The 15,378-nt window shown below is 52.2% G+C and carries 11 protein-coding genes; 7 read left to right on the top strand and 4 right to left on the bottom strand.

Annotation, left to right across the window (positions count from 1 at the left end; translation table 11 throughout):
- Genes AC3Y64_RS18955 through AC3Y64_RS18945 form a run of 3 tightly spaced genes read left to right on the top strand, consistent with a single transcriptional unit; the run spans position 1 to position 3,499 of the window.
- Positions 1–666: a YjbF family lipoprotein gene (locus AC3Y64_RS18955; protein WP_489984862.1), complete on the top strand. Its 666-nt coding sequence runs from the start codon at positions 1–3 to the stop codon at positions 664–666.
- Complete coding sequence (locus tag AC3Y64_RS18950; RefSeq protein WP_489984861.1) at positions 666–1,424, top strand: capsule biosynthesis GfcC family protein; 759 nt, start codon at positions 666–668, stop codon at positions 1,422–1,424. The genes AC3Y64_RS18955 and AC3Y64_RS18950 overlap by 1 nt, the downstream gene beginning before the upstream one ends.
- The gene (locus tag AC3Y64_RS18945) at positions 1,421–3,499 is read left to right on the top strand and encodes a YjbH domain-containing protein (RefSeq protein ID WP_489984860.1); all 2,079 of its coding nucleotides are present in this window, start codon (positions 1,421–1,423) and stop codon (positions 3,497–3,499) included. Before AC3Y64_RS18950 ends, AC3Y64_RS18945 begins: the two co-directional genes overlap by 4 nt.
- A 1,392-nt stretch (positions 3,500–4,891) precedes the next feature.
- Here AC3Y64_RS18945 and AC3Y64_RS18940 read toward each other — a convergent pair.
- The 3 genes from AC3Y64_RS18940 to AC3Y64_RS18930 form a co-directional block, all read right to left on the bottom strand.
- Positions 4,892–6,286 carry an undecaprenyl-phosphate glucose phosphotransferase gene (locus tag AC3Y64_RS18940; protein ID WP_158955780.1) on the bottom strand — a complete coding sequence of 465 codons (1,395 nt, stop codon included), beginning with the start codon at positions 6,284–6,286 and terminating at the stop codon, positions 4,892–4,894.
- 394 nt (positions 6,287–6,680) lie between these two features.
- Complete coding sequence (locus AC3Y64_RS18935; protein ID WP_489984859.1) at positions 6,681–7,313, bottom strand: winged helix-turn-helix domain-containing protein; 633 nt, start codon at positions 7,311–7,313, stop codon at positions 6,681–6,683.
- A gap of 277 nt (positions 7,314–7,590) precedes the next feature.
- A complete protein-coding gene (locus tag AC3Y64_RS18930; protein WP_489984858.1) occupies positions 7,591–8,331 on the bottom strand; it encodes a winged helix-turn-helix domain-containing protein in 741 nt (246 codons plus the stop codon).
- A 506-nt stretch (positions 8,332–8,837) separates the two neighbouring features.
- On the opposite strand from AC3Y64_RS18930, the gene AC3Y64_RS18925 reads away from it, so the two are divergent.
- On the top strand, positions 8,838–9,671 hold the full coding sequence (locus AC3Y64_RS18925; RefSeq protein WP_489984857.1) for an undecaprenyl-diphosphate phosphatase: 834 nt from the start codon (positions 8,838–8,840) through the stop codon (positions 9,669–9,671).
- 51 nt (positions 9,672–9,722) lie between these two features.
- Here AC3Y64_RS18925 and dusA read toward each other — a convergent pair whose 3' ends face one another.
- Entirely contained in the window at positions 9,723–10,709 is a 987-nt protein-coding gene (gene dusA, locus AC3Y64_RS18920; RefSeq protein WP_489984856.1) for a tRNA dihydrouridine(20/20a) synthase DusA, read from the bottom strand.
- Positions 10,710–11,026: 317 nt separating this feature from the next.
- Between dusA and AC3Y64_RS18915 the strand changes: the two genes are divergently transcribed.
- From AC3Y64_RS18915 to AC3Y64_RS18905, 3 genes are read left to right on the top strand one after another with little or no spacing between them, the layout of a single operon-like run.
- Positions 11,027–12,079, top strand: coding sequence for a DNA cytosine methyltransferase (locus tag AC3Y64_RS18915; RefSeq protein WP_489984855.1), 1,053 nt, complete (start codon positions 11,027–11,029; stop codon positions 12,077–12,079).
- A gap of 12 nt (positions 12,080–12,091) precedes the next feature.
- A complete protein-coding gene (locus AC3Y64_RS18910; protein WP_489984854.1) occupies positions 12,092–14,071 on the top strand; it encodes an ATP-binding protein in 1,980 nt (659 codons plus the stop codon).
- Between the two features lie 5 nt (positions 14,072–14,076).
- Positions 14,077–15,312, top strand: coding sequence for a PP_RS20740 family protein (locus AC3Y64_RS18905; RefSeq protein ID WP_489984853.1), 1,236 nt, complete (start codon positions 14,077–14,079; stop codon positions 15,310–15,312).
- Positions 15,313–15,378 lie beyond the last annotated feature (66 nt).

Here is a 15,378-nt window from a genome sequence, read left to right as displayed (position 1 = left end):
TTGAACATTCTGAAAGTTGGCCTGTGCCTGATGGCGGCCTCGTTGCTGTGTGGCTGTAATCCGTTGATGAGCGCGTCCTTGAACAACCTCAAGGCTGCGGTGGTCGGCCCGGATGAAGTGGACGTGACGGCAGCCGAAGTGGCCGGGGTCAACTATCCACAACTGAAACTGACCACTCCGTCCGGCTCCGGTGTACTGGCGCTGATGCGCGAACGTGAGGATCTGCAGTTCTGGGTCGCGTCCGGCAAACAAGTGCTGTTGCTGCGCGATGGCCTCGCCGTGCGCAGCGTCGGCCTGGGTCTGGAAGGCGATCTCGACGGCACGCGGCTGTCCGACGATTCACCGTTCAAACAAGGTCTGCACCAAGTGGCGGACGGTTTCACCACGCGGCGCTGGATCGACCTCTACAAGGGTCAGGAAGTCGGGGTGATCGTCAACAGCCGCTTCTCCCGCCGCTCCGAGCAAACCCTGCAGATTCTCGACAAGGAATACAGCGTGCTGCGTGTCGATGAGCAGATTGATGCGCCGGCCATCGGCCTGCGCGCGACCAATCATTACTGGGTCGACCCGCGCGACGGTTTCATCTTGCAGAGCGAGCAGCAGTTGACCTCGCAGTTGCGCGTCAAAGTCGTGCAGCTGACGCCTGATCGCAGGCACCTGCCGTGATGCACCTGAGGATGTTATCGGCGGGCCTGATGTTGATCGCCAGTGTCAGTCAGGCGGCGGTCACGGTGTCGGGCGATGTCGCCAACCCCGGGCCGGTCGAGTTGCCACCGGGCGGACGCTTGCTCGACGTGATCGGCGAAGCCGTGCCGAATGCCGAAGGTTATTGGCTGGCGGGTGCCTTGCTGCGCCAGTCGCTGATTGAGGAGCAGGCGCGGCTCAAGGTCGGCGTGCTGTTTGATCTGGACGTGCTGCGGCGCATGGCGATGCTATTCGACCGGCCGAGTCGCGCGGCGTTGGCGCAGCGCATGGCTGAAGAAGTGCGGCAGATGCCAGTGACCGGGCGGCAGATCGCCGATCTCGACCCGGTGGCTCTGGAAGTCGGTTTCGCCCGCAACATTCGCCTCGACGATGGCGATCGGCTGATTTATCCGAAACGCGTCGACGAAGTTGAAGTGCTTGGCGCCGTCGCCGCGCCGTGTCATCTGCCGTATCAGCCGTTGCAAGAGGCCCGTGAATACTTGCAGGGCTGCTCGATTCTCAGCGATGCCGAGGCCGATTACCTTTGGCTGATTCAGCCCAACGGCGCTTCGCAGCGGGTCGGCATCGCGCATTGGAATCGCGAGAGCGGGCACTTCCCCGTGGCCGGCAGCAAGATTCTGGTGCCGCTGAAAAATGATGATCTGGATCCGCCTCTACCTGAACTGAATCAGCAGTTGGCCGAATTTATTGCCACGCAGCTGGCCGAGGTGGTTCGTTGAAGTTACGTTTTGCAGCTGTGTTGTTATTGCCCTGCGGTCTGGCCCATGCCGAGCCGCGCATCACCCAGAATGACTTCGGTGGCACCGGTCTGTTGCAGACGCCGACCGCGCGCATGGCCCCGGCCGGCGAATTGAGCGTCAACGCCAACCGCACCGAACCGTACAGCCGCTACAGCGTTTCGTTGCAGCCGCTGGACTGGCTCGAAGGCTCGTTTCGTTACACCGCGATCACCAACCGGGCATACGGATCGGAGGCCCTGAGCGGCAGCCAAAGCTATAAGGATAAGGCGGTCGACGTCAAAGTCCGGCTGTGGCAGGAAAGTCACTGGTTGCCCGACGTGGCGCTGGGCTTCCGAGATATCGGTGGTACCGGTTTGTTCTCCAGTGAATTTTTCGTCGCCAACAAACGCTTTGACAATTTCGACTTCAGCGCGGGGATTGCCTGGGGTTATCTGGGTAATCGCGGCGATCTGGACAACCCGTTGGGCTACGTCAGTGATCGCTTCGATACCCGGCCCGAGCTCGAAGGCACCGGTGACGTCAACTCGGGTTCTTACTTTCGCGGTCGGCCGTCGCTCTTCGGTGGTGTGAGCTATCAGACACCGTGGGATCGCCTCAGCCTGAAACTCGAATACGAAGGCAACGATTACAAGAACGAGCCGAAGGACAACATCATCAAGCAAGACTCGCCGATCAACCTCGGCGCGGTGTTCAAAGTGGCGGATTCGGTCGACGTCAGCGCCGCGTGGGAGCGCGGTAATACGGCGATGTTCGGCATCACCTTTCACACCAATTTCGCTACCCGCAAGGCACCGGCCAAGACGTACGATCCGACCCCTGAACCGCTGCCGGCAAAGGCGCCGACCACGGCGATGGATCAGGTCAACTGGGCCAACGTTTCGCAGCGCCTGCAGCAGAACGCCGGCTACAAAGTCGAGCGCATTACCCAGCGTGATTCCGAGCTGATCGTCTATGGCGAACAGCAGCGTTATTTCCATTCGTCCAAGGCTGTCGGGCGGGCGAGCCGGGTGCTCGATAACAGCGTCAACGACGACATCGACTGGTTCACCATGGTCAACAAGCGCTACGACTTGCCGGTGGAAGAAACCAGTGTGCCGCGCGAGACCTTCCGTGAAGTGATCAACAACGAAGAGCCGTTGGAGTCGTTGCACCGCACCACCGAGATCAACCCGGCGATGCCGCACAATGAGAAGACCCTCTACACCGAAGCACCGCAGCACTTCAGTTATGGCGTGGGGCTGGGCTTCAAGCAGAACGTCGGTGGCCCGGATGGCTTGCTCTATCAATTCACCGCCGATGCCGACGCCGAATACCGCTTCAATCGCAACACCTGGTGGAATGGTTTGCTCAGCACCAACCTGGTCAACAACTTCGACAAATTCGTTTACGACGCACCGAGCGGTTTGCCGCGTGTGCGTACGGATTTGCGTCAGTACCTGACCACCTCCGATACCACCATGCCGCTGTTCCAGGTCAGCCACGCCGAGCAATTGGATAAAGACCTGTATGGGATGGTGTATGGCGGTTATCTGGAGTCGATGTTTGCCGGTGTGGGCGGTGAGGTGCTGTTCCGTCCGACCGGTGAGCGCTGGTCGGTGGGGGCGGATATCAACTGGGTGCGTCAGCGGGATTTCGATCAGGGCTTTGCGTTGCGCGATTACTCGGTGGTGACCGGGCACATCACTGGTTATACGGATCTGCCGTTCGATACGCTGGCGGCGGTGAGCGTCGGGCGATATCTGGCTGGGGATTGGGGTGGCACGCTGGACATCTCCCGCGAGTTTTCCAACGGTGTGCGCTTCGGTGCCTGGGCAACGATCACCACGGCGAGCAGCGCGGAATATGGCGAAGGTAGTTTCGACAAAGGCCTCTACCTGTCCATCCCGTTCGACGAAATGATGAGCATGTCGACCATGCGCCGCGCCAACCTGGTCTGGGCCCCACTGACCCGTGACGGCGGCGCACGCCTGAACCGCAGCTTCCAACTGCACTCGATGACCGATAGCCGGGAAGGGGATATGTTTTATCGCAATTTCGAGAAGATTACGGAGTAGCCTAAAGTCTCCCGGTCATCCGGAATGCCTTGTGGGAGCTAGCCCTGCTAGCGATTGCTTTCGGTCAGCCGACACCTTTGTTGCTGAGCCACCGCCATCGCTAGCAGGGCTAGCTCCCACATTGGATATTTGCCAAGCAACAAATCCCGATCCAAGCTTAAATCCCTGTGGGAGCTAGCCCTGCTAGCGAAGGCGTCAGATCAGCCGATATCTTCATTGCCTGACCCACCGCCATCGCCAGCAGGGCTGGCTCCCACATTGGATATTTGTCACACCACAAATCCCTGTGGGAGCTGGCTTGCCAGCGATGAGGCCGGCACATTCAATATTGATATTGCCCGACCCACCGCCATCGCTGACAGGGCTGGCTCCCACAATGTTTTGTGTCAATCCCCCACTTCGTAAGCCAGCCCCAAATCCCCTGTGGGAGCTAGCCCTGCTAGCGATGGCGTCAGATCAGCCGATAACTTCATTGACTGACCCACCGCCATCGCTGTCAAGCCAGCTCTCACAATGTTTTGTGTCAATCCCCCCACTTTGTGAGCCAGCCCCAAATCCCCTGTGGGAGCTAGCCCTGCTAGCGATTGCTTTCGGTCAGCCGACACCTTTGTTGCTGACCCACCGCCATCGCTAGCAGGGCTAGCTCCCACATTGGATATTTGTCGCACCACAAATCCCGACCCAAGCTTAAATCCCTGTGGGAGCTAGCCCTGCTAGCGAAGGCGTCAGATCAGCCGATATCTTCATTGCCTGACCCACCGCCATCGCTGGCAGGGCTGGCTCCCACATTGGATATTTGTCACACCACAAATCCCTGTGGGAGCTGGCTTACCAGCGATGAGGCCGGCACATTCAATATTGATATTGCCTGACCCACCGCCATCGCTGGCAAGCCAGCTCCCACAATGTTTTGTGTCAATCCCCCACTCGTGAGCCAGCCCCAAATCCCCTGTGGGAGCTAGCCCTGCTAGCGATGGCGTCAGATCAGCCGATATCTTCATTGCCTGACCCACCGCCATCGCTGGCAAGCCAGCTCCCACAATGTTTTGTGTCAATCCCCCCACTTCGTGAGCCAGCCCCAAATCCCCTGTGGGAGCTAGCCCTGCTAGCGATGGCGTCAGATCAGTCGTTATCTTCATTGCCTGACCCACCACCAAAGCTGGCATGCCAGCTCCCACAATGTTTTGTGTCAATCCCCCACTTCGTAAGCCAGCCCCAAATCCCCTGTGGGAGCTAGCCCTGCTAGCGATGGCGTCAGATCAGCCGATATCTTCATTGCCTGACCCACCGCCATCGCCAGCAGGGCTGGCTCCCACTAATTTATAAGTCGCTCCCAAATCCCAGGCACAAAAAAGGGGACTTTCGTCCCCTTGCGATGTGCAGCTTCAAACCTCAGTAAATATCCTTCGACAGCAACGTAAACGGCGTCTTCACCAAGATCTTCAGATCCAGCCACAACGACCAGCTGTTGATGTACTGCAGGTCAATCTCCACACGTTTCTGCATCTTGTCGAGGGTGTCGGTTTCACCGCGGCAGCCGCTGATCTGAGCCAGCCCGGTGATCCCCGGTTTAATCCGGTGGCGGGCCATGTAGGCGAGGATTTTCCCCGAGTAGAAGTGGTTGTGCGCAACAGCGTGCGGGCGCGGCCCAACCAGTGCCATGTGCCCCTGCAAGACGTTGAACAGTTGCGGCAATTCATCCAGCGAAGTCCGGCGAATAAAACGACCGACTGCGGTAATGCGCGAGTCATTGCGGCTGGCCTGTTTCACTTCGCGGTCATCGTGAACACGCATCGAGCGGAATTTCCACACCTTGATCACCTTGCCGTTCCAGCCGTGGCGATCCTGCTTGAAGAACACCGGCCCCGGCGAGTTGATCTTCACCGCCAGCGCGATGATCAGCAGGATCGGACTCAGCGCGATGATCGCCAGAAACGCCACGGTTTTCTCGACCAGACTCTTGCTCAAAGCAGCAGTAGGGCGGCTGGTCAGCGGACTCTCGTTGAGATAGATCGCCGGCAGACCGTCCACGACTTTCACCGAGTGATTGAGCAGGGTCAGGCTGTTGAGGTCCGGCACCCAGACAACATCAACGTTAGCGCCGAGCAAATCGCCATAAATCGCCTCGATTTTCGCGGCTTCGCACAGCGGCAGAGTGATGTACAAACGACGGATGTCATGGGCTTCGATCAGCTTCAGCAAGTCTTCCTGAGCACCGACCACACGCGGTGCATCTTTACCCAGCGCCGACACATCACCGTTGCTGACCAAACCTACCAATGGCAGGTTTTCCAGTTGGCTGAGCTTCTTCGCCAAGCCCAGCGCCAAGTCGCCCGTGCCAACGATCAGCGTCTTGTGTTCACTCTTGCGCGAGCGCTGGTAGTACTTGGAAAACGCGTGCAACGGCGCATAGAGAAACGCCTGGCCGAGGAAGCCATACACCGCCCAGCTCAGAATCACCTGCCGCGAAAACAACTCATCGGCCTGGCAAACAAACGCAATGCAAGCCAGCGCGGCCATGGTCATCGACCACCCCATGAACAGCCGACCCAGACCGGTCAGGTAGTTATCGCGTTTGCGATAAACACCGCTGAACGTATACGCCGGCACCGAGGCCAATACCGCCAGAGTGGCGCACATTCGGTAGTAGAACGCGACCGTCCCGGTGTGATGCTCGGCGAGGATGAACAGCAGCGTCACCACAAAGCCCTGCGCCAGCGCCCATTGGCCCCAAAAGGTCAGTCCCTTGAGGCCTGTGCTTCGATTGATACTTAGAGAAAGATCCATACGGTATCCCCAAAAGACGTCCATTCAGGTTTCAACAGTTGAAATCCGAGTTGTTATGCAGACTTATTGTTTTTGTTGTAACGAGTGTCCTGAGGTAACAACATCGATATGCCGAACTGTCGTCAGTCAATAGACTAAGTTATTGGCTGGAATGGTGTCTGACGAGTTCTAACAAGATGGCACAGTGCCAACTTTCTAATAATTAAATAGCGCAGTGTTAGAAAAGGTCGTAGAGCGAGGGGTGAATTAATCGTGTTGTATTTGTTACTGTTGGAGGGGTGGAGGCAGGGATGTCTGAAGAAACAGGAGAAGGGAGGTGAAACCAAACAGAGTGCTCTTCTTGTTGTTGTAATCGCACTTTATCTGTTTGTTTTATAAGGAAGGTCAGCTGTGCTTACGCGACCACGTCCTGGATGAGGCAATAACCGCGATTGCGCACCGCACGGAACAGTCGCTCGCCGTTGCTGGCATGCTTGAATTTATCTTGCAGGCGACTCAGGCACATTTCCAGACCGCGATATTGCTCCGGTTCTCGACCGATGCTCAGAATCAGCTCGTCCCGACTGACAACGCGCTCTTCATGAGTGAGCATTTTGCGTACCAGTGCTGTTTCAAGACCGGTGAGACTGATTTCGATATCGTCTTTACTCAGCGCGCCCTGATCATTATCCAGATGCCAGGTTTCGCTGGCCGGCATATGGCCTTCGATGGCAGATGGCATGTTGCTGCCTTCCGCGTTTATTACCGGGGCATTCTGGAAAGGATTAGCCGATTGCGCTGCCAGCCATTCGGACTCAAGCGTGGCCAGTATTCGCTGAGTATCGTGTTCAATACTGCGTGGCGCATTTTTTCGACTAATGTTCGGATATGTGAACTCCATCACCATTGGAGCGGAAGAGGGCGAGTCAACGCCTTCAAACGAATTGAAGCGTTCGCTGGACAGGATGCTCTCCAGTTCACGTTGCGACGTTGTGCTATGAGTCACGACAACAAAATATTTCCTTGGGAGGGTTGTACTAGTTTCCATGTCTCTCTCCTAAATACACACCAAAATTGGCTAAAAGATAAATCGGCAGGCGAGCAATGACTTCCTCGGAAGTAATCGATAGGCAGGGTCTGGGCCCAAAGTTGGCCCTCGATGAATTCCACTCGAACTGCTGCTATGTTATGGAGTTTTATTGTTATGGGTCGTGTTGCCGCGCTCATTCAATTGCTTGATTTTCAGCAGGGGTAAAGCAGAACAGGAGCTATATGGTTGCATCAGACGATCCTTCGTTCGTATGCAAAAGGGATGGCTGCCTTGATCAGGCAGTCGATATCAGGCCCCGCATCAGGCGATAGCCGTAGCCGCGGATGCTCTGAATCGCGTTTGTACCATACATGTCCTTGATTTTTCCACGCAAGCGACTGATTGATTTTTCCAGCGCTCGAGGGTCGTAGAAATTGGTATTGAGGCCCATGATGCTGGCAATTTCATCATGGCTCAGAATGTGATTACTGGTTTGCGCAAAGGCTTCGAGGATCTTCATCTCGGCAAACGAGATGTCGAGTTTCTTGCTTGTATCCATCAGGCAGATACGCGTCGGGTCGAGTGTGAGATTGATATCCCTTTGCCATTCTTCACTGTTGAAGAACTCGCCAAGCAACTCGGCGCCCTCCTCGGAAAGGGTATTGAGCTTGATACAAAAGTCCGCACCGGCAAGATAGTACTTGATCTTGTTGAAGGCGCCGCGCCCAGTGATGACTGCGCAAATGATCGGTTTCAAGTTGTCGTTGCGCAGGTTTTCCACCAGCGCGAGATTGTCCTCGAGCGCTTGTGGGCTGTCGATGACCAGGAAGATCGCCCGATACGGAGCAGATTGTTCATTGAACTGATATGAATGTGTGTACGAGTTGGCTTCTAGTGCCATATCAGTTCGCACGTGCCTGGCGACCAGCGCTCTAAAATGTTCAGCCACGCCACGGGTGCGACCCAGAGTAAGAACTCCAGGTTCGTCATTTGTCGGGCGCGGGCTTCTAGGCGCTAAGTTCCCTGAGAGCATCATGCATTGACTCGAATTAGTGCTGACATCGGGATGTTAAAGCACCGGTTCTCATCTGTGACTGACAATTGGTAACATTTGCGCGGAATTTAGACGTGTCTCGCGAGTTTTCTAACAATAATTAAGCTTTTCAGGCTTTTAGTTGCTTTTCTCGGAGCTGTGAACTACTGAATAGATGGTGGCGATATGCAATGGTGCCACTATTTTGAGTCTATTGCGATGGCTTTGTCTATGTCCTTTTGCCATTGTATGGCCATCCCTGATTAATGTGATACTGATCACACTTTGTCGGCAGAGCAACTTTTTTCTGTAGCGAGCCCTAAATATTTTCTGCGTAGTTCGTCAGCCGACGATTACTAACATGCCTTGAGTGTGTCTTTTAATAAGACGTAATCTTTGTGGCTGATGAACTTTTGCATTTATGTATGTCAATGGTCTCACTGCAGATACTCAACCCCTGAGTGTTATTACCCGGTCGCTCGCCCAAAGAGCGCACTGACGGAGGATTAATGGATTTCTGGACGCTTTTTCAGGTGTTGATATTAGGTGCGGTAGAAGGCTTGACCGAATTCCTGCCGATCTCAAGTACCGGCCACCAAATCATCGTAGCTGACTTGCTGGAATTTGGCGGCGAACGCGCCATGGCGTTCAACATCATTATTCAACTCGGCGCCATCCTCGCCGTGGTCTGGGAGTTTCGTCCGAAGATCTTCGACATCGTCAGAGGCCTGCCCACCGAACGCAATGCGCAACGCTTCACCCTCAACTTGCTGATCGCCTTCCTGCCCGCCGTGGTCTTGGGCGTGCTGTTCGCCGACGCCATCCACGAATACCTGTTCAACCCGATCACCGTCGCGGTGGCATTAGTTGTCGGCGGCATCATCATGTTGTGGGCCGAACAGCGCAGCCATGTGATCAGCGTCGATCACGTTGACGACATGCGCTGGTCTGACGCACTGAAGATCGGTTTCGTACAATGCCTGGCGATGATTCCCGGCACCTCGCGCTCCGGCTCGACCATCATCGGCGGCCTGCTCTTCGGCCTGTCGCGCAAAGCCGCCACCGAATTCTCATTCTTCCTCGCCATGCCAACCATGGTCGGCGCCGCCGTCTACTCCGGTTACAAATACCGCGACCTGTTCCAACCCAACGACCTGCCAGTCTTCGCCCTCGGCTTCGTCACCGCATTCATCTTCGCGATGATCGCCGTGCGCGGCTTGCTCAAATTTATTGCCAACCACAGCTACGCCGCGTTCGCGTGGTATCGGATCGCGTTTGGTTTGTTGATTCTGGCGACGTGGGCGTTTGGCTGGGTCAACTGGACGGCGGCCGCGGCAGCCTGAATGCTGACGCCAGGCGGAGCAATCCGCCTGGCGCAGTGTAAGAGGAGGGGGTTAACGGCCTTCAAGCAACTCGGCAGCCTGATCCAGCAACGCCAGCGGTTCCTTGGCCTTGTGAATATCCACCGACAACAACTGACGGAATTTACGCGCCCCCGGGAACCCGGTGCCCAAACCCAGCACATGCCGCGTGATGTGATGCATCGCCCCACCCGCCAGCAAATGCTCGGCTATATAAGGACGCAACTGCGCCAACGCCTCAGCCCGACTGATCACCGGCGCCGAACTGCCAAACAACTGCTGATCCACCTCCGCCAGCAAATACGGATTGTGATAAGCCTCACGCCCCAACATCACACCGTCGAACGTCTGCAAATGCTTATGGCAAGCCTCCATCGTCTTGATCCCGCCATTCAGCACAATCTCCAACTCCGGAAAATCCGCCTTCAGCTGCGCCGCCACGTCATAACGCAACGGCGGAATGTCACGATTCTCCTTCGGCGACAACCCCTCCAGAATCGCAATCCGTGCGTGAACGGTGAAACTCGTACACCCCGCATCGCGCACTGTGCCGACGAAATCACACAGCTCCGCGTAACTGTCCCGACCGTTGATGCCGATGCGATGCTTCACCGTCACCGGAATCGACACCGCGTCACGCATCGCCTTCACACAATCCGCCACCAGTTGCGGATGACCCATCAGGCACGCGCCGATCATGTTGTTTTGGACACGATCACTTGGGCAGCCGACGTTAAGGTTCACCTCGTCGTAACCGTGAGTCTGGGCCATGCGGGCGCAGGCGGCCAGATCCAACGGAACGCTACCGCCCAACTGCAACGCCAGCGGGTGCTCGGCTTCGTTGTGACGGAGGAAACGTTCGTGATCGCCGTTTAGGAGCGCGCCGGTGGTGACCATTTCGGTGTAGAGCAGGGCGTTCTTCGATAGGAGGCGTAGGAAGAAACGGCAATGGCGGTCGGTCCAATCCATCATTGGGGCGACGGAGAAGCGGCGGGAGAGTGGGGCGGGTTGTAGAGACATTGGTCTGCGATCTGGATCAAAGGGGCTAAGGTTCGAGAGTTTATCAGGAATGGGGTGGTGCACAGATTTACCGTCGTTATTCCGTGCTCCTGATAATTGATGAGGTTGGAACGGATCAGCTGGAGATTGTGGTCCGGGCCCCATTGAGTGAAATGCTCTACATAGATATGCGGGTTTTTGAGGGGATGGCGTTTGCAGACGCTGGAAATGGTCGAATGCAATTATTTGACTATTATCGTAGGGGCATTTGTTGCTCCCATTTGAGCGAAAGCATCATCTCATGGTATAAGGCTGTAATTTTTTAGCAGGTTTTTTTAATGAAGGCTTCAGTCTCCTCGATGGCTATAGAAGAATTTAAGACTGAAGGCAACAGCCTCTCATCTAAAAGTCACAAAGTCGTTAGTTTGTTTTGTGGTGCCGGAGGCCTTGATTTAGGCTTTATCAATGCAGGTTTTGAAGTTTGCTTTGCGGCAGATTATGATGCAGCGGCAATCAAAACGTATAACCGGAACCATTCTGGCGAGTTAGGTCGAGTTGTTGATCTATTAGATACTTCGGTAGAGCAACTATGTCAGTCCGTAATTAATAGTTGTGGTGAAGGTCAGCAAATCAGCGGAATAATTGGAGGCCCCCCATGTCAGGGTTTCTCTCGTGGGAATGTCGGACGACACGCTGAAGACCCGCGAAATCAATTGGCTTTAAAATATGCGGCGATAGTAAATTCTTTTTATCATAAGTTTGGGCTTAAATTTTTCGTTTTTGAGAACGTTCCAGAGATACGTGCGCGAAAAAATGAGAGTTTCTTGAAAGGGTTGCGCGAGGAACTGTCGAAAAATTTTGATATTTATGAGCAGGAGCTAAACGCTAGTAATTATCAAGTGGCGCAAGCGCGCAGGCGTCTATTTATCGTTGGTGTTTGTAAAGCGGCAGGAATTAAAAAATTCGATTTTCCTGCGCCATCAACTTTAGAGATGAAAGTCGTTAAGGATGTTATTAGTGATTTGCCTGAGCCAGTTTTTTTATCTAACAAGTTGGCAGCAAACTCAATTCCGTACCACCAAAATCATTGGACATCCCGGCCGAAGTCAAAACGGTTCGAAACCGGAGTAATGCCTGTGGGAGGTCGCTCTTTTATTCAGCTTGACTGGACGAAGCCAAGTAGGACTGTGGCATATGGTAATCGTGAGATACACGTGCATCCAAATGGTAAAAGACGTTTAAGTATCTATGAGGCGCTGCAGTTACAAGGGTTTCCGTTTGCATACGTTCTTGAAGGCAATATGAGTCAGCAGGTCAAACAGGTTTCTAATGCAGTGCCGCCCCCGGTCGCAGAGAGAATTGCAGAGTCAATAATGGAACAAGTTTTATAAGGTATCTAAGTTATGGATAACATTAGTAGCGAAACTGGACTTTCTGATGAAGAAATCGTATTGCGTCGAAAATTAGCAGCGTCCTCGTTTTACGATGCTCCTGTTCAAGCCACACTTAAAACGAATCAACGCGTCTTTGCTCGAATTACAGACGGGATATATAGAGAACCAGCCTCAGCACTGCGTGAGTTGATAGCGAATTCCTATGACGCTGATGCCACAGAAGTACGAATTTTCACTGACGCACCTCGATTCTCAAAAATTGTAGTTCGAGATAATGGTCATGGATTAGACGAAAATACTTTGGCGCACATTATTTGCAATATTGGCGGCAGTCTAAAACGTAGCAAGGATGGTAAGTATCACGATGTGACAAGTGGGTTGGATAAGAACCTCAGTCCGAAGAAGCGCCGATTGATCGGAAAGCTTGGTATTGGTCTGTTTTCGGTCTCTCAGATTACTCATCATATTGTTATTGTCTCTAAGGTTAAGGGCGATAATAAACGTCTTGTTTGCGATATTCTTTTGCGTCCTCAGTCTGAGGTGGAAGCAGAAACGGACGAAGATAACTACGTAACAGGTAAGGCTGAAATTACATATGTTCCCGCGGAGGATTTGGGCTCATCCGGTACAGAAATTACATTATTAAATGTACGACCTTTTGTCCAAGAAAGTCTGCAATCAAAACTTTTGTGGAATGCTATACAGTTTGAGCGTGAGGCTGTTGGCGTTGATGTCGAAGAAGTTGAATTTGATTTAGAGGACGAGCTTAAGGATCTGCCTCGGGAACCAGATTTTCATATCGGTGAAATTGATCCAAGAAATCCGGAAGTATTGATTACAACCTCAAAATTACCTTGGCTTCCATCAGATGAGCCAGTGGAAAAGTTTCGGAAGTTGGTAGCACAGGTCGGCTCTCTGACTGCAGATTCAAAGCGGGGGAATGTTAAACTTTTAAGTTCCCTTGACTCATATCTTCGAATGATATGGTCTATCAGTTTGTCTGTCCCTATTAAATATATCGAGAAGCACCCCTATGAAGTATGTGCGTCTGATAATGTAGAAGTTTACCTCATTAACAATGGTGGTAAGGGTAGCGCTGCTGAAAAAATCGAGCTTAAAGATAATGAAACACTTGAGTCTAGGCTGGGATTGGCGGCGAGAAGAGAAGAAAGTGAAATTCCATTCTCTGTAATAATCGACGGGGTGGAACTGCGTCGACCCATATCTATTGCGGGTGATGCTGATAAAGCGAAAGGGCAATTGATGTTCGTCGGTAGAGCGAATCCCTCTCTGAGTAGTGTGCCTGAAACATACCGGGGTGGAGAGCTTGAATTTGAATATTATATGCTTTGGAATAGTAAGGTTGTTCCTCTAGAACATAATGGATGTTTAATCCGAATCAATGGTGCTAACGGGACGTTATTTGATTCGTCTTTTTTGGATTACCAAATTTCAGAACAGACTCGGTTGAGACAATTGTCTGGTGAGATTTTCGCAATCAAGGGACTGGACTCCGCTCTGAATATAGATCGAGAGTCATTCAATATTGCTCATCCTCATTTTCAGTATCTTAAACGGTGGATGCATAACGCTCTTCGTCAGTTTATGAGTAAACACAAGGCATTAAGTAAGGATACGGCTGCTCTGCAAAATAAGGTAAAAATTGATCAGGTTAAGTCAGATATTAATGCCATAGTTGTTGATTTTACCGAAAGTCGATCAGTTCGATTCTATTCTTCAGCTAAAGGTGACCAGCCTTCGCTTTTGGACGAGCCTGGTACAATTTCGATCAACAGAGAATCCGTTGTTACAAAATCTCGAAATGCCACTTCCATTGAAAAAGCCCGCATGGGACTGCACGAGGATAAGCTTGTGGCAGTCGCGGATATCCTCGAATCATATGGGTTGCTATCAAGCCTAAGTGATGCGGAGATAGCACGGCTTATAGGTGCTATTGGTAAAATTTTCCTTATGGATATTAAGAAATGATAAGCATGGATAGCGGAGACGAATTGGAGGTTGGTCTTGGTTATGATGATGTTACTCATGGGGCAGTTTCGCTTAAAACCAAATTCGCACCTTGGCATAAACCTAGAAAGCAATATATTCGTAATAGGCAGTGGAATGTTGCTGTCTCTAATTTAATTGAACATCTCCAGTTGAAGGAAAAAGATAGATCGTTACAGTATTTAAGCCTTCCAGGATCGGATCTGCTCGATGTACGCTCACTTTATACTGTCTGTGCTGCGAAAGAGGTGCGGCTAAAATTTATTGGGTTGAATGAAATTACTGTGGGCGATAAAGAAACGACCATGGATCAGTTGATTTCAATTAATGAGCTACATGGGCTTAAATATATCGATCCGTCGTCTGATGTATACGAGGATCAGCTAGAGAGTCTTTGTGTTAACAAATCTATCGCGCAAGAAAATATTATTAAGCGGGCGTCAAGCTATGACGTGATAAATATAGATTTATGTAGGAGTATGCTCGAATCTCCTCCGCAAGATAAACAAAGTAATTATTATGATGCATTGTTTAAACTCCTGAGGCATCAAGCGGATAATCGTACTGAAGATTGGCTCTTCTTTGTTACCACTCGCACCAATCAAGATATGGTTCATGAAGGTGCATTTCGAAAGTTCGTGGAAGGTTTAGAGCAGATTTTTGATGTTGATGATGCTGTCTATAATAGATGTTGTGAGTTAGAGATTTTTGGTAAAGATACGCTTGTTGAACGGCGTATTGATGTTGATAAGATTGATGCTCCTTCTTATAATAATTTGTTGAGTGCAGGTATTGGTAAGTGGGTGTTAGCTGCTTTGGCAGGGCAGCCCCCAGCGCATAAGTCCAAGATGTTGCAGTTGTTTGGCTATAATGTGCTTCAGCGCGATAATGACTCTTGCGACATGATGTCTTTCGGGTTTTGGTGTAGGCACATCCCCAATAAGGCAAAAGACGCATTTGGATTGGCTGGAGCTGGAGTTAATTTAAACGCGGAAGATGTTACTGCTGCTGTTGGTAAAGCCAGGTTAGCTATCATTGAGTCTGTATCAAAATTTATTAATGTTGATGTGGATATGGCAAATGATGAGGTTTTTGAAGAAATGCTGCAGTCATCGACTAGCCTTATGAGATCTGCTAGGTATGATGTGCCCTCTTACATAAACTGGGCGCGTGATGATCACGGAAAGGTTAAGATGTGGTTAGCCGCCCGAGGTACTTCTTAATTTTCCGTTAGGGGGGAATGCTAGCCCCCCCTGCTATCGGAGGTTTCTGTCCATTCGTGTTATGCG

The sequence above is a fragment of the Pseudomonas sp. 4CAES_32.4 genome, from assembly GCF_058136335.1.
The sequence above is the reverse complement of the archived record's forward strand: the minus strand, read 5'-3'. Positions and strand labels throughout refer to the sequence as shown.